This is a genomic window from Roseomonas populi (assembly GCF_024594815.1).
Classification (GTDB): Bacteria; Pseudomonadota; Alphaproteobacteria; order Acetobacterales; family Acetobacteraceae; genus Roseomonas; species Roseomonas populi.
The window spans coordinates 51,978-71,322 of record NZ_JANJOU010000021.1 but is presented as its reverse complement, the minus strand read 5'-3'; the positions used below and the strand labels follow the sequence as shown (position 1 = coordinate 71,322).

The following is a 19,345-nucleotide window of genomic DNA, read 5'->3' as shown; positions in this document are numbered from 1 at the left end:
TTCCGTGTAAATGGGGCGGCATTTTTTGCCGTCTAATGGCGGCCATATGCCCCTGCTCCGGGCGCCTCTACCCCTTCCTGACGAATAGCTTCCATCCATGGCGTGGATGTTCTAAGCCTTGACATCCTGTCGCGGAGTCGTCCCATGTCGCAGCGCAGCATCGAGACCGGCCTCCGCAAGTTCGACCTGAACCTCCTGCCGGTCTTCTGGACGTTGATGAAGACCCGCAGCGTCACCCGCACGGGGGAGGCGCTTTTCCTCTCCCAGCCCGCCACCTCCGCGGCCCTTGCGCGCCTTCGCACCGCCTTCAAGGACGACCTTTTCGTCCGCCAGGGCCGCACCCTGGAGCCCACGCCGAAGGCCGAGGCGCTGATGGAGCAGCTCGGCCCCTTGATGCAGGGCGTGGCCGGCGCGCTCGGGGAATCCATCCCCTTCGATCCTGCTACCGATGCCCGCACCTTCCGCATCGGCATGAGCGAGGACGTGGCCATGGCCGTCATGCCCGCCCTGCCGGCGATCCGCCAGGCCGCGCCGAACTGCCGCCTCATCATCCGGGCCGCCAGCTACCGCACCATCTCCGACATGTTCGGCACGCGGGAGATCAGCACGGCGATCGGCCATGTGGAGGAGCTGCCGGCCAGCGCGAAGCAGCGCGTGCTGCGCCGGGGCGGCTGGGTCGTGCTGCGCGACGCCGCCTCCTCCGGCCCCGTGGACCTGGACGAGTACTGCGCCCGGCCGCACCTCCTCGTCACCCCGCGCGGCGACCTGACGGGCTTCGCGGACGCGATCCTGGCGGGGCTGGGCCGCCAGCGGGAGGTGGTGCTGGGCCTGCCTGACTATGCCCTCATCCCCCGTGCCGTGCTGGGCACCAACATGCTCTGCCTCGTCAGCGAGATGGTGTACGAGGCCCTCTCGATCCTCGACGACAACCATCGGCTCGCCGCCGACCCGCCGCCCTTCCCCTGCGAGGATTCCGTTACCTACATCGCTTGGCGCAGCGCCGTGGACCATGATCCCGGCGAGATGTGGATCCGCAACCAGCTCATCCAGGCGCTCACGCGGCACTGAGGCGCTTCGGGGCAAGATTCCGCGAGGCGGACAGGTCCGTGGAGGGAAGGACTCCCTCCCTCCACGGGATCGGCGGGATCAGGCCGCCGCGGGCTGGATGCGGGCGAGCTCGCTGCCCAGGAAGGCCGCGATCGCGCCGGGACCGGAGCGGTCCGTTCCCGCCAGCCCGGCGGCTTCCTCGGCGGCGGGGTTGTAGTTGGTGTTGGTGTTCACGTCGTAGGTGAAGACCTCCCCCTCGGCCGTGCGGATGAACTCAATCCCCGCTACCTCGATCCCGTTGGCCGCCAGGAAGCCCTCCAGCTTCGCGCGCTGGCCCGCCTCAAGCCCTTCCGGCAGGACGCGGAAGCGCGGAGCGGGGGCGGAGGGGGCCCCGCCCACCGGAGTTTCGCCCACCGGGCAGAAGGCGTCCCCGACCGCCGCCGAGGGGGTGGGCACCTCGCACACATCGGCCGGGCAGAGCTCGAAGCCCGAGGAGGTATCCACCTCCACGGCGTAGAGGAAGCGGCCGCCGACGAACTCGGCGCGGGTGATGAAAGGCCGCGCGGCGCGGAGATAGTCCTGCAGCAGCCAGAGGCCGTCGGCAGGCAGCTCGTCCTCCGGCGCCTCGGCCAGGAAGGCGGCCAGTGCGTCCGGGTCGGCGAAGAGGCGCACGCCCAGGCCCTTGCCGCCGCGGTTCGGCTTCAGGATCAGCGGGCCGCGGCCGTAGCGGGCGCGGGCGGCCTTCACCACGTCCTCCGCCTCGCCCCGCACCACCACGGTGCCGGGCACGGCGACGCCGGCCGCCTCCAGCGCCGCGTACTGCCGGGCCTTGCTGATCTCCAGGTCCAGCGCGCGGGGGCCGTTCACCACCCGGCGCCCGTAGCGCTCAAGCCAGGCCAGCACCGCGGCCGTCAGCTCTGCCGAGTAGCGGTGCCCGCGCGTGTGGGAGGAGGCGGACATGCGGTTGTAGAACACGCCCTCCGGCGGCGGCCGGGAGAGGTCAAACGTGCCGGAGGAGAGGTTCCAGTCCGCCCAGGGCTGGCCTCGCTGGTCGAGCGCCGTGGCCAGGGGCGGAAGCCACTCGGGATTCTCGTGGATAATGTGGATCCGGGCCATGCTGGCGTCTCACGATGCGTTGTTGTGGCGGGCAAAGGTAGTGCGCCCCCTCATCGTGAAAAAGGAGGAGCCACGAAAGATGGGATCGGCGCCCCATCCTTCCGCCCGCCCCGGCACCCCGGCGCCAGGTCCTGGCCGGAGGCCGCTGGCTCAGCCGGCCACCTGCTCCCGCGCCGGCCCGCGCCGCTCCCGGAAGAAGGAGAGCCGGCGCTCCGCTGCCCAGTCCACCAGCTCGAAGCGGCCATCGGCGTGCTCGACCAGGGCGGTGCAGCTCTCCACCCAGTCGCCGTCATTCATGTAGAGAACGCCGCCGATGTCGCGCATCTCCGCGTGGTGGATGTGGCCGCACACCACCCCGTCGAAGCCCCGCTTGCGGGCTTCCAGCGCCAGGGCCTCCTCGAAGCGGTCGATCGCCTTCACCGCGCCCTTCACCTGCCGCTTCAGCCACATGGAGAGCGACCAGTAGGGATAGCCCAGGCGGCGCCGCGCCAGGTTGAACAGCCGGTTCATCTCCAGCGCGGCGTCGTAGGCCCAGTCGCCCATCAGCGCGATGAACTTGGCGTAGCGGACCACGCTGTCGAAGGCATCGCCGTGGACCACCAGCAGCCGCCGCCCGTCCGGGGTGACGTGCTCCGCCTCGGCCGCCAGCTTCACGCCGGCGATCTCCAGGCCCAGCCAGTCGCGGAAGGCCTCGTCGTGGTTGCCGGGAATGTAGACCACCTCCGTCCCGTGCCGGGCCATTCGCAGCACCAGGCGGATTACCTCGTCGTGGTGCGGGTCCCAGAACCACGACTTGCGCAGCCGCCACCCGTCCACGATGTCGCCGACGAGGTAGAGCTTGTCGCACTCCACTTGCCGCAGGAAGTCCGCGAGGAAGTCGGCCCGGCACCCCCGCGTGCCCAGGTGCACGTCCGAGAGGAACACGGTGCGATACCGCCGCCCTACCCCGGACTTGAGAATCTCACCCTGGTGCATCGGGCCCCCGTCGATCCGAACGGGGGCCGATTACCCGCGCGCCGGGGGCGTTCCCGTGAACGCCGCGTGACGGTCCTGCGAAAGCGTTACTTTTCGCGAAAGGCTGCAGGCCGCCCTAGTGGGTAGCCCTGGCTCTCCGCTGGTGGTGTGTCCCTCGATTGTTCTCAGGAGGGCTTCGCCGGGACGGAAGCGACCAACCCAGGCCCCTCGATCGGGCTGCCGCCGGTGCGATGCAGCACTGAAGCCTGCCGAACCCTTGTCAGCCAGGGCGCCGCGTCCAGTCGCCTAGGGTCATGGACCCTCGGCGCACCTCCAGTCCCACATCCCGCAGCAGCCCTGAAGAGAAAGACGAGAGGGGCGCAGCGGGGAGAGAACTCCTTCTCTCCCCCTGGGGCCGCACGGGGCCGGAACCCCGGAACGGGGTCAGTCCAGCCGTGCGCCGGAAGCCTTCACGATGCCCGGCCAGCACGCTGCCTCGGCCCTCACCAGGGCCGCGAACTCCTCCCGGCTGCCCGTGGCGAGGTCGAAGCCCTGGGCGCGCAGGTTGTCTGCCACCTCCGGGGTGGCCATGGCTTTGCGGGTCTCGGCGTGGAGGCGCTCCAGGATCGGCTCCGGCGTGCCGGCGGGGGCGAGGAGGCCCTGCCAGGTCACCACGTCGAAGCCGGGATAGCCGCTCTCGGCCACCGTTGGCACCTCGGGGAGGGAGGCGGCCCGGGCGGAGCCCGTGACGGCGAGGGCCCGGATGCGGCCCTGGCGGATGTACTCGATGGCCGCGGGCAGGGTGACGAGGAGACTGTCGATGTGGCCGGCCACCAGGTCCACCACGGCGGGGCCGCCGCCGCGATAGGGGACATGGGTGGTGCTGAAGCCCAGGGTCTGGCCGAGGAGGATGCCGCCGAGGTGGCCGATGCTGCCGTTGCCCTGGCTGGCGAGGGTGAGCTTGCCCTCGGACTCCTGCGCTAGGCGGCGGTAGTCGGCCAGGGTCTTCGCCTCCAGCGCGGTCTTCACCACCAGCACCTGCGGGGCGCGGACCAGCTCGGCGATGGGGGCGAAGTCGCGCACGGGGTCGAAGCCGAGCTTCGGGTATAGGGCGGGGTTGATGGCCAGGGGATCAGAGCCGACGAGGATCGTCAGCCCGTCCGGCCGGGCGCGGGCCACCAGCTCGAAGGCGATGTTGCTGCCGGCACCCGTGTGGTTCTCCACCACCACGGGCTGGCCCAAGGGGCCGGTCAGGGCGCGGGCGGCGCTGCGGCCGAGGATGTCCAGGCTGCCGCCGGGGGCCACGGGCACGATCATCCGCACGGGGCGGTCCGGCCAAGCGGTGGTGGCAGGTGCCTCGCCCTGGGCGAAGGCCGGGCGGGCGGTGGCAGGGCGGACGAGCGCCAGCGGCGCGGGCAGCGCCGCCGCCAGGGCGAGGAGGTTGCGGCGGGAGAGGTCGCGCATTGTTCGTTGCTCAGGTGTTCAGGGCCGCGGGAGAAGGTTTTTCTCCAACACGGATGAAAGTACCGCAATCGAAAGATTTTCCTGCTCTATATGGCTTGTAGCCTGGAAGGATTTGGCACGTGACAGCCCAACCAGAGATGGACCTCACCGATCGCGCGATCCTCCGCCTGATCCAGCGGGACGCCGCCCTCTCGCTCGCGGCCATCGCGGAAGCGGTGGGCCTGACCCCGACCCCTTGCTGGAAGCGCATACGCCGCATGGAAACCGCGGGGATCATCACCGGCCGGGCCACGCTGCTGGACCCGGCGAGGGTGGGGCTGCCCCTCTCCGTCTTCGTCTCGCTGGAAATCGGCGATCATTCCGCCGGCTGGATCGAGGCTTTCGCGCGGACGGTTTCCGCGATGCCGGAGGTGCTGGAGTGCTGGCGGATGGGCGGGGACGTGGACTACCTGCTGCGCGTGGCCGTGGCGGACATGCCGGCCTACGACGCCTTCTACCGCCGGCTGACGGCCGAGGTGCCGGACCTGCGGAACGTCACCAGCCGCTTCGCCATGGAGCGGGTGAAATCGACCACCGCCCTGCCAGTGTAAGGAACCCTGGCGTGTTGATGCCCTGGGGCGCCTGCCGCATAACGGCCCCGTGACACGCGCAACATCCCACCCCGTCCTGATCGCGCCCTCCCTCCTGGCCGCGGACTTCACGCGTCTGGCGGAGGAGGTGGAGGCCATCGAGGCCGCCGGCGCCGACTGGCTGCACCTGGACATCATGGACGGCCACTTCGTGCCGAACATCTCCTTCGGGCCCGCCATCGTGAAGGCGCTGCGGCCGCTGACGCGCATGCCCTTCGACGTGCACCTGATGATCTCGCCCGCCGATCCCTACCTGGCGGCTTTTGCGGAGGCGGGGGCGGACCTGATCTCGCTACACCCGGAGGCGGGGCCGCACCTGCACCGCTCGTTCCAGACCATTCGGGGCCTGGGCAAGAAGGCGGGGGTGGTGCTGAACCCCGGCACGCCGGTCGAGGTCGTGGCGCCCGTGCTGGACATGCTGGACCTGATCCTCGTCATGTCCGTGAACCCCGGCTTCGGCGGGCAGTCCTTCATCGAGAGCCAGCTGGGAAAGATCGCGGCCCTGCGGGGCATGATCGACCGCTCGGGCCGGGACATCCGGCTGCAGGTGGATGGTGGGGTGACGGCAAGGACGGCGCCGATGTGCATCGAGGCAGGGGCGGACGTGCTGGTGGCCGGCACCGCCGTGTTCGGCGCCCCCGATCGCGCGGCGGCGGTCGCGGCCATCCGCGGCCCTGTCGGCGCCGCCCGCAACATTGAGGATGCCCGGGCATGAGCGGCTGGCTGCGCGGCGCGCGCCGCACCCTCTCCGGCCTCAAGCCCATCCGCGTGCCGGAAGCTCCTTCCCGCGCCTTCCGCGACCTCTGGCCGGGCGATGTGACCCGGGCGGGGAAGCTGATGGAGGGCGAGCTGGAGGTGGCGGGCACGGTGCGCCCCCTGCCGGACGACCCCTCCGCCTTCGGCCCCGGCGCGGGCAGCCCGGCCTGGCGCGCGGCGCTGCACGGCTTCGCCTGGCTGCGCGACCTGCGCGCCCTGGGCACGGACGCCGCGCGGATGCATGCGCGGGACATCACCCGGCTCTGGCTGGAATCCGGCACCACGGACCCGGTGGCCGCCGCGCCGGAGGTGGTGGGCGCGCGGCTCTCCGCCTGGCTCGGCCACTGGGACTTCCTGGCCGCCACCGCCGAAGACGGGCTGCGCCGGGCCCTCATGGTGCGGCTGGCGGCCGATGCGCGGGGCCTTGTCGCCGGGCTTCCCGCCGAAGCGCGGCACCGCGGCGCGCTGGTGGCCCTGAAGGGCGCCCTGGCCGCGGCGGTGGCGCTGGAGGAGGAGCCCTGGCTCACCCGCTGCCTGAAGCTGCTGCCCGCCGAGATCGACCGCCAGATCCTGCCGGACGGCGCCCAGGTGGAGCGCAGCCCCGGCGTGCTGCTGCTGGCGCTGCAGGACCTGATCGAGATCCGCAACCTCCTCCACGGCGCGGGGATCGAGGCGCCGCCGCACCTGGCCCACGCGCTGGACCGCGCCGCCCCCGCGCTGCGCCTGTTCCGCCACGGCGATGGCGGCCTTGCCGCCTTCAACGGCACGCGGGAGGAGGCGGCGAGCCTGCTGGACCTCGTGCTGACGCAGGCCCAGGCGCGCGGGCGGGCGCCGCTGATCCTGGGCGACGCCGGGTTCCAGCGCCTGCAGGCCGGGCGCACCCTGGTGATCGCGGATTGCGGCACGCCGCCGCCGCGCAATGGGGCCACGCCCCCGGGCGGGCTGCCGCGCGGCGCGGACCGGCTGCACCATGCCGGGACGCTCGCCTTTGAGATGTCGATCGGGCGCGACCGCCTGATCATCAACTGCGGCGCGGCGCCGGCGGCCGAGGGCGCGTGGCGCGACGCGCTGCGGGCCACCGCCGCCCACTCCACCCTGACGCTGGCGGACACCAACAGCAGCGAGCTGACCGAGGACGGCCTCGGCCGCCGCCCCGAGCACGTGGAGGCCGAGCGCCACGAGGCGAGCGGCGCCCAATGGCTGGAAGCCACGCATGACGGCTGGAAGAAGGGCTTCAACGCCATCCACCGCCGCCGCCTGTACCTGGCGGAATCCGGGGACGACCTGCGCGGCGAGGACATCGTGGAGGCAGAGGACCTGCCCGCCTTCACCGTGCGCTTCCACCTGCACCCCGGCGTGACGACGACCATGGCCGAGGATGGCGGGTCGGTGATGCTGCGCCTTCCCTCCGGCAATGCCTGGCGGCTGCGCGCGAGGGGCGGGAAGCTCTCGGTGGAGGACAGCGTGCAGGTCTTCGGCGAGGCGCGGGCGGCGACCCAGGTGGTGGTCTCGGCCGAGGCCGGCGCCGGGCAGGTGCAGTGGGCCATCGGGCGGGTGGCCGCGACGGAAGGGTGATCCGGTGATGCCAGGGGGCGCCGCCCCTTGAATCCCCGGGCAAACGCGAAGCGTTTGTCCCGAGCCAGGAGGCTGGGCCTCCTGGACCTGCATCGGGCTACCGCTGGACTGACTTGAAGTGCGGCGCCTTACGGCCGGGCCCTATCCTGCCCTTGCAGTCGCCTCGGATCATCGACCCGAGGCGCACCGCCCGCGAAACCAGACCACCTCGAAGAAGAAGATGATGGTGAGGGGTCCGGGGAGAGGAAGAATTCCTTCTTCCTCTCCCCGGGACAGACCGCCACCCCACAACCCGCGCGCCCTCTCCACGTTTCCAAACCCGCGAGCCGCCGCACGGCGCCGCGGACGAGCGGGTCATCCCCGGGATTTCGAGGAGAGAGACATGGACAGCGATCGGATCATCGGAGCCGGCAAGCAGGCGGCGGGCGAGGTGCAGGAAGGCGTGGGCAACCTGATCGGCGACAGCCGCACCCAGGCCCAGGGCAAGAAGAACCAGGCCAAGGGCGAGGTTCAGAACCAGGTCGGGCAGCTGGAGGACTACATCCGCGACCAGCCGCTGACGGCCGCCGCGATCGCGGTGGGCTTCGGCTGGCTGCTGGGGCGCCTGCGGATCATCTGATCCCGCCGGGGCTTCAACCTTTCGTGGCGGCGCGCTGGTCCCCGTGGCTGGCGCGCCGTTTCGCGTTGGAGGCGGCGCGTAACGGATCGTCGCGCCCTCTTCGGGCCGGGGCGCTGTTTCCCATCTGCGCCGCATGATCCTTCTGCCGCGCCGGCCGCTGATCGGCCTTGCCCTCGGCGCCCTGGCGCGTCCGGTCCTTGCCCAGCCGGCCGGGGGTGCCCTCGGCGACGCCCTGCGGGAGGCGGCGGTGGCGCTGCCGCGCCTTCACAGCGTCACGGTGGCGCAGCAGGGGCAGGTCCTGGCGGAGATGCGCTTGCGCGGGCCGGCGCTGGACGTGCCGCACAACATCAAGTCCGCCTCCAAGACCCTGCTGGCCACGCTGGTGGGCATCGCGATCGACCGCGGCGTGCTGCGCGGGGTGGACCAGCCGGTGCTGCCGCTGCTCGGCCCGCGCCCGCCGGGGCTGGACCCGCGGGCGGAGGGCATCACCATCGGCCACCTGCTGACCATGCGGGCGGGGCTGGAGCGGACCTCCGGCCAGAACTATGGCGGCTGGGCGGCGGCGCGCGACCCGGTGGCCTATGCGCTGACCCGGCCCTTCGTGGACGAGCCGGGCGGGGCGATGCAGTACTCCACCGGCTCCACCCACATCCTCGGCGCCGCGCTGGCCCGCGCCGCCCGCCGGCCGCTGCTGGAGCTGGCGCGGGACTGGCTGGGGGAGCCCCTGGGAATCTCCGTGCCCTCCTGGCCGCGCGATCCGCAGGGCCGCTACTACGGCGGCAATGACATGCGGCTGACGCCGCGCGCCCTGCTGCGCTTCGGGGAGTGCTGCCGGCTGGGCGGGGCCTGGAACGGCGCCCAGGTGATCCCCGCGTCCTGGCTGGCGGAGAGCTGGGTGCCGCGCACGCAATCGGCCTGGAGCGGGCAGGCCTATGGCTACGGCTGGTGGATTGCGGCGGCGCGCGGCAGGCCGATCCACTTCGCCTGGGGCTATGGCGGGCAGATGCTCTACCTCGTGCCGCCCTTGGGGCTGACGGCGGTGATGATGTCGGACCCGGCCGCGCCGCGAGACCCGGAGCACATGGCGGGGCTGCATGCCCTGCTAACGGAAACGATCATGCCGGCGCTGGGTGCGGCGGGCTGAACCCATGGCCACTCCCCCTTGGCCACTCCCCCTTGGCCGCTCCCCCTGGCCGGCCCGCGCGGCCTAGCTCAGGATCGCGCGCCCCGGCCGGAGTCCGCGCATGATCACCATCCACCACCTGAACAACTCCCGCTCCCAGCGGGTGCTCTGGCTGCTGGAGGAGTTGGAGGTTCCCTACGAGATCCGGCGCTACCAGCGGGACCCCGCCACCATGCTGGCGCCGCCGGAGCTGCGGGCGGTGCATCCGCTGGGCAAGTCCCCGGTGCTGACGGAGGACGGGCTCACGCTCGCGGAGACGGGGGCGATCGTGGAGTACATCCTGGAGCGCCATGGCGGCGGGCGGCTGGTGCCGGAGAAGGACGGGCCGCACCACTGGGCCTATCGCCACTGGATGCACCACGCGGAGGGCTCGGCCATGCCGCCGCTGGTCATGGCGCTGCTGTTCAATGCCATGGGCAAACGCGTGCCGCCCGAGGCGCAGCCCATGGCGGAGAAGCTGGCCCAGGGCATGAAGGGCGCGATGGTGGAGCCGAACCTGGAGCGGCTGAAGGACTACTGGAACGCGGCCCTGGCGGAGACGGGCTGGTTCGCGGGGCCGGAGATGACGGCGGCCGACATCATGATGAGCTTCCCGCTGGAGGCCGCCTCCTCCCGCTCGCCCTTCGGGGACCGGCCGCACCCCGGGGCCTTCCTGGCGCGCATCCACGGGCGCCCGGCCTATCGGCGCGCGGTGGAGAAGGGCGGGGAATACGCCTACGCCCGGTGATGCGCCGGGATGCGTGACCGGGCGCGCGCAAGTAACGCTTCCCGCCCGGCCATGCCGACCCCAAAATAGGGGGATGGCTTCTCCTCTTCCTGTCCCGCACGACACGCCGGACCCCGACTTCGCCGATCTTCTCGCCCGGCGCCCGCACCTGAAAGCCCATGCGCTGGACGGGCTGGTGATGGACGACGTGCCGCTGGCGCAGATCGCGCGGCAGGTCGGCACCCCCACCTGGGTCTATTCCGCCGCCACCCTGCGGCGCCGCTACGGCACCCTGCGGGAGGCGCTGGACGGGGCGGGGCTGAACGCCTCCATCCACTTCGCGGCGAAGGCGAATGACAGCCTGGCGGTTCTGCGCGTGCTGGGGGCCGAGGGCGCCGGCGCGGACGTGGTGAGCGAGGGCGAGCTGCTCGCCGCCCGCGCCGCCGGCATCCCCGCGGGGCGGATCGTCTTCTCCGGCGTGGGCAAGACGGAGCGGGAGATCGCGCTGGCGCTGCGCGAGGGCATCCTCCAGATCAATGCCGAGAGCGCGGAGGAGATCGAGCGGATCTCCTCCGTCGCGGACGCGATGGGGCTTGCCGCCCCCGTTTCCCTCCGCATCAATCCGGACGTGGATGCGCGCACCCACGCGAAGATCTCCACGGGGCTGGCGGAGAACAAGTTCGGCATCCCCTACACGGACGCCCCGGCCCTCTATGCCCGCATGGCCTCGCTTCCCGGCATCCGGCCGGTGGGGCTGGCGGTGCATATCGGCAGCCAGATCACCGAGGGCATGGCGGGCTTCCGCGCCGCCTATGCCAGGGTGGCGGAGATGGCGGCGGCCCTGCTGGGGCGCGGCCTGCCGGTGGAGCGGCTGGACTGTGGCGGCGGCCTCGGCATCTCCTACCGCGACGAGGCGCCACCCGCCCCGGCGGCGCTTGCAGGGGCCATCAAGGCCACCCTCGGCCCGCTGGGCCTGCCCGTGATGCTGGAGCCCGGGCGCTGGATCGCGGCGCCGGCCGGCGTGCTGCTCGCCTCCGTGGTGCTGCAGAAGCGCGGGGCGAACCGGCGCTTCGTGATCCTCGACGCCGCGATGAACGATCTGGTGCGCCCGGCCATGTACGAGGCCTGGCACGGCATCCTGCCCGTGGCGCCGGACGCGCTCCACGCCCCGGCCTCCCCCGCCGATGTGGTGGGGCCGGTCTGCGAGACGGGGGACACCTTCGCGCGCGGCCGGGCCCTGCCGGACCTGCCGCCGGGGGCGCTGGTGGCCTTCCTCGATGCCGGGGCCTATGGCGCCACCATGTCCTCCACCTACAACGCCCGGCCGCTGGCCGCGGAGGTGCTGGTGGATGGGCACCGATGGGCGGTGACCCGGCCCAGGCAGCCGCTTGAGGCGCTGCTGGCGCATCAGGTGGTGCCGGACTGGCTGGGGGCCCAGCCTTCGGGAACCACGGCTTGAGCGGGCCCGGACCCCGCCAGACCGAACCAACGGGCCGGGCGGGCAGCCCCGTGCTGCGCCGCCTCGGCCGCCTCCGCGCAAGGGCGCGGGCCGCGCTTCTCTGGGAATCCCTCTGGCCCCGCGCCTGGCCGGCGCTGGGCGTGGTGGGGGTCTTCCTCGTCCTCGCCCTCTCGGGCTTCTTCCTCCTCCTCTCGCCACTCGCCCACCTGATCCTCCTGGCCGTGCTGATCGCGGCCCTGGTGCTGGCGTTGATGCGCGGCGCGCGCGGTTTCGCGGTGCCCGGGGACGAGGTGGCCGATCGCCGGCTGGAGCGAAGCTCCGGCCTCTCCCACCGCCCCCTTTCCGCCCTGCTGGACCGCCCGGCCGGGGGCGATGCCGCGGCCCAGGCCCTCTGGCGCGCCCACCAGGCGCGGGAGGCGGCGCGGATCCGGGCCCTGCGCGTCGGCCTTCCCCGCCCGGGGCTGGCCGCGCGCGATCCCCGCGCCCTGCGGACGGGTCTGGCCGTCGCCCTCCTCGCCGCCGTCGTGATGGCGGGCGGGGAGGCGCCGGAACGGCTGCGCCGCGCTCTCTGGCCCGAAGGTCCTGCCGCTGCCCCGCCCCTGGCCGCGAAGCTGGAGGCCTGGGTGACGCCGCCCGCCTATACGGGCGCGCCGCCGGTCTTCCTCGATCCCGCAGGCGGCAGCGTGACGGTGCCGGCGGGCAGCCGGCTGCGCGCCGTGCTCTCCGGCGGGCCCGCCATCGGCACGGCGCCCGAGCTTCTGCGTGACGACAGGTCCCTCGCCGCCTTCCAGCCCCTCGGCCCCGGCAGCCATAGCGCGGAGGCGGTGCTGGATGCGGGCGGGCGCCTCGTCATCCGCCAGGGCGGCGGAGAGGTGGCTGGCTGGACCGTGGCGGTGCAGGAGGATGCCGCGCCGCGCATCGCCTTTGCCGAGCCCCCGGCCCAGGCGGCGCGCGGCCTGGCCACGCGCATTCCCTGGCGCGCCGAGGATGACTGGGGCGTGGCCGCGGCTTCCGCCGAGATCCGCCTCGCCGCCCGGCCGGAGGCGCCGCCCCTCTCGATCGACCTGCCCCTTCCCGCGGGCCAGCCGAAGACGCCGCGCGGCGTGGCGCAGCCCGACCTTTCCGCCCATCCCTGGGCCGGCCTGGCGGTGCGGATGCGGCTGGTGGCGCGCGACGGCGCCGGGCAGGAGGGGCGGTCCGAGGAGGTTGCGCTGACCCTACCGGAGCGGGGCTTCAACCACCCCGTGGCGCGCGGGCTGGTGCTGCTGCGCAAGGGCCTCTCGCTGGATCCCAATGCGCGCGGGCGGGCGATGGAGGGGCTGGACCGGCTCTCCGAGCAGCCCCAGGCCTTCGAGAACGACACGGCCACGGCGCTGGCCCTGCGCTCCGCCCGCGGCCGGCTGGAGGACCAGCGGCCGGAGGCGGTGGGCGAGGCGCAGCAGACCATGTGGGACACGGCGCTGGCGCTGGAGGAAGGCCGCGCCGACCGCACCGCCCGCGCCCTGGCCGAGACGCGGGAGCGCCTGCGCGAGGCCCTTCGCGAGCGCGAGCAGCAGGAGCGCGAGCGCGCCGAGGCCCAGCGACAGGAGCAGGAGGCGCGCCGGGAGGCCGAGCGGCAGGACGAGGCCCGGCAGCAGGCCGAGGCGAACCAGCGCCCCGAAAGTGAACAACAGAACCAGCAGCGCCCGGGCGAGAACCGGGACCAGGCTTCGCGGCAGGAGCAGCAGCAGGCGCAGCGCGAGGCGGAGGCCCAGCGCCGCGAGGCCGAGCGGGACGCCAAGCGCGAGGAGACGGACCGCCGCATCCAGGAGCTGCGGGAGGCCGTGCGCCGCCATCTCGATGCCCTGGCCGAGCGCCTGCAGCGCGAGAACGGCGAGGAGAATGCCCCCCGTCCCCGCGCCCGCCAGCAGGAGCAGCGCGAGGCCGAGCGCCGTACCGACCGCATGCGCGAGCAGAACCGCGAGGACCGCCCCGAGGACGCCGAGCGCGAGCTGGCCGAGCTGGAGAAGATGCTGGAGGAGCTGGAGAACGGCCGCATGGCCGAGAACCAGCGGGAGGAGCGCCGCCAGCGGCGCGAGCGCGGCCAGCAGCAGATGGGCGTGATCCAGGACATGGTGCGCCGCGAATCCCGCCTTCTGGACGGCGCCCACCAGCGGTCCGAATCCGATGCCGCCCGGCGGGAGCAGGCGCGCCGCCCCAACTACCCCTGGAATCGCACCCCGCCGCCGCCCGAGCCCCCCGCGGCCGCCCCGGCGCCGACCGCCGATGCCCGCACCCAGCGCGCCCTGCGCCGCGCCCTGGGCGAGCTGATGCAGCAGCAGGGCGACCTGACCGGCGACGTGCCCGCCCCGCTGGGCCGCGCCGACCAGGCGATGCGCGAGAGCGCCGAGGCCCTGGCCGGCGGCGGCGACCCGCGCCCGCACCAGGAGCGCGCCATCCGCGAGCTCTCCGAGGGCGGGCGCCAGATGGCCCAACGGATGCAGCGCCAGTTCGGCCGCCCCGACCAGGGCGAGCAGGGTGAGGAAGGCGAAGGTGAGGGCCAGGGCGACGCCATGGCCGAGGGCGGTGAACAGGGCGGCGAGGGCCAGGATCAGCTGGCCCAGAACGGCGAGGGCCGCGATCCCCTGGGCCGCCGGCTGCGCGAGGGCACGGGCACGGCCGAGGAGGGCGGAGACACCCGCGTGCCCGACGAGGCCGAAATCCTCCGCACCCGCCGCCTTCAGGAGGAGCTGCGCCGCCGGCTGGCGGAGCGCGAGCGGCCGACGACGGAGCTGGACTACATCGACCGGCTGTTGCGGCTGTTCTGATTGGTCCGGCACCAGGGGGCGCCGCCCCCTGGACCCCCCGGGCAAACGCGAAGCGTTTGTCCCGAGCCAGGAGCCCCGGGGCACCTGGACCTGCTTCGGGCTGCCGCGGGGACTGACTTGAGAAGTGGCGCTGACGATGGGGCTTCATCCTGCCCTCGCAGTCGCCTCGGCTCTTTGAGCCGAGGCGCACCGTCAGCGAGGTTCAGACCAACCCATAGAAGAAGATGATGGTGAGGGGTCCGGGGAGAGGAAGAATTCCTTCTTCCTCTCCCCGGGACAGACCGTCAGCTCAGGACAGGAACCCCTGTTCCCGCAGCAGCGGCGCCGCGATCGCCCGCGCTTCGGCGAAGCCTTCTTCGGTCTGGCGGCTGATGGGGCCACTGACCACCAGGGCGCCGAGGAAGGTGCCGTCGTTCTCGCGCACGGGGATGGCGATGGAGGCGAGGCCGGGGTCGCGTTCCCCGGCGGTGGAGAGCCAGCCCTGGTGTTGGAGGGTTTCAGCCAGGGGGGTGGGGCTGCCGGTGCCGGCCAGGAGGACGTGGGCAGCGGCGCCGCCGGCGGAGAGGGGCAGGCGCTCGCCGGGTTCGACCTGGTGGCGTAGGGAGCGGGGGGCGTTGACGCGGCAGAGGCAAAGGCGGTCATCGCCGTCGCGCTGGTAGAAGGCGGCGCTCTCGCCGGTGCGCTCCATCACGGCCTGCAGGACAGGCATGAGGCGGGCGGTGACGTCGTGCGTGGCGGCGTAGAGTGCGCCTAGGCGGAGAGGGGCCGGGCCAGGGGCGTAGCGGCCATCGGCCTCCCTCCGCAGGTAGCCGTGGGCGATGAAGGTGCCGAGGATGCGGAGGAGGGTGGCCTTGTCCAGGCCACTGAGGGCGGCCAGTTCGCGCAGGTGCAGGCGCGGATGTGCATCCGTGAAGCAGGCGAGGACGAGGAGGGCGCGGTCCAGCACACCGGAAGGGGGCTTGGTGGCGGGGGCCGTGTTGGCCATGATGGCAAGGGCTGTCCTGGTTGTCTTTGCTTGACGCCGCCGGGCGCGTCCCGGACAGTTCATTCAGTAAAAGAGATTTCATCCAGTGAAGCAAGGCGGAGGGCCGCGCCCGTCGCCGGGAGAGGCAGCCCGATGAGCGAAGCCCCTGAGAAGACCGCTCTGCGGAACCACAGCGCGCATTGGGGGGTGTTCCGCGCGGGCTGGGCCGATGGGCGGCTGGTGGTGCAGCCGCACCCCGGCGATCCCGACCCCTCCCCCATCCTCGGCAACTTCGCGGACGCGCTGCACCACCGGGCCCGGATCGCGCGGCCGATGGTGCGGCGGGGCTGGCTGGAGAGGGGGCCGGGGCCGGACCGGCGGCGCGGGCGCGACGAGTTCGTGGAGATGGGCTGGGACGAGGTGCTGGACCTGCTGGCCGGGGAGCTGCGCCGCGTGAAGGAGGCGTACGGGCCGGAGGCGGTATTCGGCGGTTCCTATGGCTGGTCCTCGGCGGGGCGCTTCCACCACGCGCAGAGCCAGGTGCACCGCTTCCTGAACACGACGCTCGGCGGCTACGTGCGCTCGGTGAACTCCTATAGCGCGGGCGCCTCGGCGGTAATCATGCCGCACTTCATCGGGCCGTTCGACGCGGTGGCGCGGCGGGGCGTGACCTGGACGCAGGTGGTGGCGCATACGGACACGGTGCTGGCCTTCGGCGGCATGGCGCTGAAGAACTCGGCCGTGGCCAGCGGCGGCGTGAGCAAGCACATCGAGCGGGATTCGATGCGGCGCGCCCAGGCACGGGGCACGCGCTTCATCAACATCTCCCCGCTGCGGAGCGACCTGCCGGAGGAGGCGGGGGCGGAGTGGCTGCCCGTGGTGCCCGGCACGGACACGGCGCTGATGCTGGGCATGGCGCACACGCTGGTGGCGGAGGGGCTGCACGACACGGATTTCCTCGGTCGCTTCTGCGTGGGCTTCCCGCGGTTCGAGCGCTACCTGACGGGCGCGGAGGACGGGCAGCCGAAGGACGCTGACTGGGCGGCACCGATCTGCGGCGTCGCGGCGGAGACGATCCGCGCGCTGGCCCGCCGCGCGGCGCAGGGGCGCACGCTGGTGGCGATGGCGCACGCGCTGCAGCGCGCGGAGCACGGTGAGCAGCCCGTGTGGATGGGGGCGGTGCTGGCGGCGATGCTCGGCCAGATCGGGCTGCCGGGCGGGGGCTATGCCTACGCGCTCGGGGCGCTGGCGCATTACGGGCGGCAGCAGAACGCGGTGCCGATCCCGACCCTGCCGCAGGGCACCAACGGCGTGAAGAACTTCATCCCCGTAGCACGGATCAGCGACATGCTGCTGAACCCTGGCGCGCCCTTCGACTACAACGGCAAGCGGATGAACTACGCCGACATCAAGCTGGTGTACTGGGCCGGCGGCAATCCCTTCCACCACCACCAGGACCTGAACCGCCTGCGCGAGGCCTTCGCACGGGTGGACACGCTGGTGGTGCACGAGACGGCCTGGACCGCCACCGCCCGCCACGCCGATATCGTGCTGCCCTGCACGATGACGCTGGAGCGCGAGGACATCGGCGCCGCCGCGACCGACCCGCTGATGGTCGCGATGCACCGCCTGGCCGAGCCCTTCGGCGAGGCGCGGGACGACTACGCGATCTTCGCCGAACTCTCCCGCCGACTGGGCGCAGAGGAGGCCTTCACGGAGGGGCGCGACGCGGCGGGCTGGCTGCGGCACCTGTACGAGCGGACGCAGAAGGCGCTGGAGGCGAAGGGGCTCCCTGCGCCGGACTTCGACACCTTCTTCCGCGAGGGCGAGCTGGCCGTGCCGCAGGAGGAGGATGACGGCGGCATCGTCGGGCGCTTCCGGCGCGATCCCGATGGCGCGCCGCTGCCGACGCCGAGCGGGAAGCTGGAGATCTTCTCAGAGACCGTCGCCGGCTTCGGCTACGACGACTGCCCTGGTCACCCCGCCTGGCTGCCGCCGGTTGAGGTGCCGGATGCGCGGCACGGGCTGCGGCTGGTGGCGAACCAGCCCTACACGAAGCTGCACAGCCAGCTCGACTTCGGCGCCTATAGCGCGGGCGAGAAGCGGCGCGGGCGCGAGGTGGCGCGGATGAACCCGGCGGACGCCGCCGCGCGCGGCATCGCCGAGGGCGACATCCTGCGCCTGTTCAACGAGCGCGGCGCCTGCTTGGCGAGCGCGGCGCTGACGGAGGACGTGATGCCCGGCGTGGTGCAGCTGCCCACCGGCGCCTGGTACGACCCCGCCGATGCCTCGGACGACCGGCCGCTCTGCGTCCACGGCAACCCGAACGTGCTGACGCGGGACGTGGGCACCTCCCGCCTCGCCCAGGGCTGCACGGGGCAGCTGACGGTGGTGGAGGTGGAGCGCTTCGAGGGCAACCTGCCGCCGATCCAGGCCTTCGAGCCGCCTGTGCCCGCGTTGCGCGCGTGAGCCTCTACCGCGGCATGGACGCCGCGACGCTGGACGTGGAGTACAGCGCGCGCGCGACCACGGCTCCATCCAGCGCATTTCCGCCGCCGCCACGCAGAACGTGCGCAACGACTTGTACCTCGTCCCCGACACCATCCGCGGCCTGAAGAAGCAGGGCATGGCCTTCGACGCGGCGGAGACGGCGCGGCTCAACGCCTACCAGCGCGCGCTGGACGACGCGACGAGGTTCATCCCGGGCTGGGTGAAGATCGCGGTCGCCATCGCGCTCGGCCTCGGCACCATGGTCGGGTGGAAGCGCATCGTCGTCACGGTGGGTGAGAAGATCGGCACGACGCACCTGGCCTGCGCGCAGGGCGCCTCCGCCGAGATGGTGGCGGCCGTGACGATCGCCGCGGCGGACATGTACCACCTGCCCGTCTCCACCACCCACGTCCTCTCCTCCGGCGTGGCGGGGACGATGGTGGCGAACGGGTCCGGGCTGCAGTGGTCCACCGTGCGCAGCCTGCTGATGGCCTGGGTGCTGACCCTGCCGGCCGCCATCCTGCTCTCCGGCTGCCTCTACGCCCTGCTGCGCCAGTTCATGTAGCGGGTGCGGGCGCCGTGAGGTGTCACCGAACCGACATTGCACGGCGGCCCGTTCCCGTGATCAAGACGGCGCCGACCCGGAGGGATGCCGATGCAGGCCGAAGAGAGCGACTCCTCGTGGCTCAAGCTGGAGCTTGAGGACGACTTCGACGAGGAACTGGAGCAGGAGGTGGACGACGCCCGCCTGCCGCCCGAGCTGCGCGAGCTGCACCACCACCGGAAGAAGAGCGCGATCGACCGCGGCCTCTACTTCCGGGAGCTGCTTCGCCTGCAGGGCGAGCTGGTGAAGCTGCAGGACTGGGTGGTCCACAAGGGGTTGAAGGTCGTCGTCCTGTTTGAGGGGCGGGACAGCGCCGGCAAGGGCGGCGTGATCAAGCGCATCACCCAGCGCGTGAACCCCCGCCACTGCCGCGTGGTGGCCCTGCCCGCCCCTTCCGACCGCGAGCGGACGCAGTGGTACTTCCAGCGCTACGTGTCCCACCTGCCGGCGGCCGGCGAGATCGTGCTGTTCGACCGCAGCTGGTACAACCGCGCGGGCGTGGAGCGCGTGATGGGCTTCGCCGATGACGGGCAGGTGGAGGACTTCTTCCGCGACGTGCCGGACTTCGAGCGGATGCTCGTGCGCTCCGGCATCATCGTGGTGAAGTACTGGTTCTCCATCACGGATGAGGAGCAGCAGCTCCGCTTCCTCATGCGCATCCACGACCCGATCAAGCAGTGGAAGCTCTCCCCCATGGACCTGCAATCGCGCGTCCGCTGGGAGGCCTATACCCGCGCCAAAGAGGAGATGTTCCAGCGCACGAACATCGAGGAGGCGCCCTGGTACATCGTGGAGGGGAACGACAAGAAGCGGGCGCGGCTGAACTGCATCGCGCACCTTCTCTCCCTCATCCCCTACGAGGAAATCCCGCGCGAGACTGTGGAACTGCCGGAGCGGGTGTTCGACCCGGACTATGAGCGGCGGACGCTTCCGCCCGAACTCTACGTGCCGGAGAATTACTGAACGGCGGTG

Annotated in this window: 15 protein-coding genes and 1 pseudogene; 12 read left to right on the top strand and 4 right to left on the bottom strand. The window is 72.6% G+C overall.

Annotated features, from left to right (window positions below):
* Nucleotides 1-144 precede the first annotated feature (144 nt).
* The gene (locus tag NRP21_RS20800) at nucleotides 145-1,068 is read left to right on the top strand and encodes a LysR family transcriptional regulator (RefSeq protein WP_257718153.1); all 924 of its coding nucleotides are present in this window, start codon (nucleotides 145-147) and stop codon (nucleotides 1,066-1,068) included.
* A 78-nt stretch (nucleotides 1,069-1,146) separates the two neighbouring features.
* On the opposite strand, the gene NRP21_RS20795 is transcribed toward NRP21_RS20800, so the two are convergent.
* The 3 genes from NRP21_RS20795 to NRP21_RS20785 all read right to left on the bottom strand — a co-directional run bounded on the left by NRP21_RS20795 (nucleotide 1,147) and on the right by NRP21_RS20785 (nucleotide 4,581).
* Nucleotides 1,147-2,163: an ATP-grasp domain-containing protein gene (locus NRP21_RS20795; RefSeq protein ID WP_257718152.1), complete on the bottom strand. Its 1,017-nt coding sequence runs from the start codon at nucleotides 2,161-2,163 to the stop codon at nucleotides 1,147-1,149.
* Nucleotides 2,164-2,313: 150 nt separating this feature from the next.
* Nucleotides 2,314-3,138, bottom strand: a complete 825-nt coding sequence (locus tag NRP21_RS20790; RefSeq protein ID WP_257718151.1) for a UDP-2,3-diacylglucosamine diphosphatase — start codon at nucleotides 3,136-3,138, stop codon at nucleotides 2,314-2,316.
* 423 nt (nucleotides 3,139-3,561) lie between these two features.
* Nucleotides 3,562-4,581, bottom strand: coding sequence for a tripartite tricarboxylate transporter substrate binding protein (locus NRP21_RS20785; RefSeq protein ID WP_257718150.1), 1,020 nt, complete (start codon nucleotides 4,579-4,581; stop codon nucleotides 3,562-3,564).
* A gap of 119 nt (nucleotides 4,582-4,700) precedes the next feature.
* On the opposite strand from NRP21_RS20785, the gene NRP21_RS20780 reads away from it, so the two are divergent.
* From NRP21_RS20780 to NRP21_RS20745, 8 genes are all read left to right on the top strand, one after another.
* Nucleotides 4,701-5,171, top strand: a complete 471-nt coding sequence (locus tag NRP21_RS20780; protein WP_408639647.1) for an Lrp/AsnC family transcriptional regulator — start codon at nucleotides 4,701-4,703, stop codon at nucleotides 5,169-5,171.
* 49 nt (nucleotides 5,172-5,220) lie between these two features.
* Nucleotides 5,221-5,925 (top strand): ribulose-phosphate 3-epimerase, encoded by a 705-nt coding sequence (rpe, locus tag NRP21_RS20775; RefSeq protein WP_257718149.1) that lies wholly within the window; start codon nucleotides 5,221-5,223, stop codon nucleotides 5,923-5,925.
* Nucleotides 5,922-7,541: a heparinase II/III family protein gene (locus NRP21_RS20770; protein WP_257718148.1), complete on the top strand. Its 1,620-nt coding sequence runs from the start codon at nucleotides 5,922-5,924 to the stop codon at nucleotides 7,539-7,541. The genes rpe and NRP21_RS20770 overlap by 4 nt, the downstream gene beginning before the upstream one ends.
* 382 nt (nucleotides 7,542-7,923) lie before the next feature.
* Complete coding sequence (locus NRP21_RS20765; protein ID WP_257718147.1) at nucleotides 7,924-8,160, top strand: CsbD family protein; 237 nt, start codon at nucleotides 7,924-7,926, stop codon at nucleotides 8,158-8,160.
* 133 nt (nucleotides 8,161-8,293) lie between these two features.
* Nucleotides 8,294-9,304 (top strand): serine hydrolase domain-containing protein, encoded by a 1,011-nt coding sequence (locus NRP21_RS20760; RefSeq protein ID WP_257718146.1) that lies wholly within the window; start codon nucleotides 8,294-8,296, stop codon nucleotides 9,302-9,304.
* 100 nt (nucleotides 9,305-9,404) lie between these two features.
* Nucleotides 9,405-10,070, top strand: coding sequence for a glutathione S-transferase family protein (locus tag NRP21_RS20755; protein WP_257718145.1), 666 nt, complete (start codon nucleotides 9,405-9,407; stop codon nucleotides 10,068-10,070).
* Between the two features lie 73 nt (nucleotides 10,071-10,143).
* Nucleotides 10,144-11,508, top strand: coding sequence for a diaminopimelate decarboxylase (gene lysA, locus NRP21_RS20750; protein WP_257718144.1), 1,365 nt, complete (start codon nucleotides 10,144-10,146; stop codon nucleotides 11,506-11,508).
* The gene (locus NRP21_RS20745) at nucleotides 11,505-14,315 is read left to right on the top strand and encodes a DUF4175 domain-containing protein (protein WP_257718143.1); all 2,811 of its coding nucleotides are present in this window, start codon (nucleotides 11,505-11,507) and stop codon (nucleotides 14,313-14,315) included. Before lysA ends, NRP21_RS20745 begins: the two co-directional genes overlap by 4 nt.
* Before the next feature lie 289 nt (nucleotides 14,316-14,604).
* On the opposite strand, the gene NRP21_RS20740 is transcribed toward NRP21_RS20745, so the two are convergent.
* Nucleotides 14,605-15,300, bottom strand: coding sequence for an IclR family transcriptional regulator (locus NRP21_RS20740; protein ID WP_257718142.1), 696 nt, complete (start codon nucleotides 15,298-15,300; stop codon nucleotides 14,605-14,607).
* 132 nt (nucleotides 15,301-15,432) lie between these two features.
* Between NRP21_RS20740 and NRP21_RS20735 the strand changes: the two genes are divergently transcribed.
* The 3 genes and pseudogenes from NRP21_RS20735 to ppk2 all read left to right on the top strand — a co-directional run bounded on the left by NRP21_RS20735 (nucleotide 15,433) and on the right by ppk2 (nucleotide 19,336).
* Nucleotides 15,433-17,748, top strand: coding sequence for a molybdopterin guanine dinucleotide-containing S/N-oxide reductase (locus NRP21_RS20735; protein ID WP_257718141.1), 2,316 nt, complete (start codon nucleotides 15,433-15,435; stop codon nucleotides 17,746-17,748).
* Between the two features lie 214 nt (nucleotides 17,749-17,962).
* A pseudogene (locus NRP21_RS20730) lies at nucleotides 17,963-18,334 on the top strand (inorganic phosphate transporter); the annotation flags it as partial.
* A 90-nt stretch (nucleotides 18,335-18,424) separates the two neighbouring features.
* Nucleotides 18,425-19,336 carry a polyphosphate kinase 2 gene (gene ppk2, locus NRP21_RS20725; protein WP_408639646.1) on the top strand — a complete coding sequence of 304 codons (912 nt, stop codon included), beginning with the start codon at nucleotides 18,425-18,427 and terminating at the stop codon, nucleotides 19,334-19,336.
* The last annotated feature ends 9 nt before the right edge of the window (nucleotides 19,337-19,345 follow it).

Bases quoted from the DNA above. Each gene is read 5' to 3' on its own strand.
- NRP21_RS20800 (WP_257718153.1), top strand. From the start codon at position 145: ATGTCGCAGCGCAGCATCGAGACCGGCCTCCGCAAGTTCGACCTGAAC.
- NRP21_RS20795 (WP_257718152.1), bottom strand. From the start codon at position 2,163: ATGGCCCGGATCCACATTATCCACGAGAATCCCGAGTGGCTTCCGCCC.
- NRP21_RS20790 (WP_257718151.1), bottom strand. From the start codon at position 3,138: ATGCACCAGGGTGAGATTCTCAAGTCCGGGGTAGGGCGGCGGTATCGC.
- NRP21_RS20785 (WP_257718150.1), bottom strand. From the start codon at position 4,581: ATGCGCGACCTCTCCCGCCGCAACCTCCTCGCCCTGGCGGCGGCGCTG.
- NRP21_RS20770 (WP_257718148.1), top strand. From the start codon at position 5,922: ATGAGCGGCTGGCTGCGCGGCGCGCGCCGCACCCTCTCCGGCCTCAAG.
- NRP21_RS20765 (WP_257718147.1), top strand. From the start codon at position 7,924: ATGGACAGCGATCGGATCATCGGAGCCGGCAAGCAGGCGGCGGGCGAG.
- NRP21_RS20760 (WP_257718146.1), top strand. From the start codon at position 8,294: ATGATCCTTCTGCCGCGCCGGCCGCTGATCGGCCTTGCCCTCGGCGCC.
- NRP21_RS20755 (WP_257718145.1), top strand. From the start codon at position 9,405: ATGATCACCATCCACCACCTGAACAACTCCCGCTCCCAGCGGGTGCTC.
- lysA (WP_257718144.1), top strand. From the start codon at position 10,144: ATGGCTTCTCCTCTTCCTGTCCCGCACGACACGCCGGACCCCGACTTC.
- NRP21_RS20740 (WP_257718142.1), bottom strand. From the start codon at position 15,300: ATGGCCAACACGGCCCCCGCCACCAAGCCCCCTTCCGGTGTGCTGGAC.
- NRP21_RS20735 (WP_257718141.1), top strand. From the start codon at position 15,433: ATGAGCGAAGCCCCTGAGAAGACCGCTCTGCGGAACCACAGCGCGCAT.
- ppk2 (WP_408639646.1), top strand. From the start codon at position 18,425: ATGCAGGCCGAAGAGAGCGACTCCTCGTGGCTCAAGCTGGAGCTTGAG.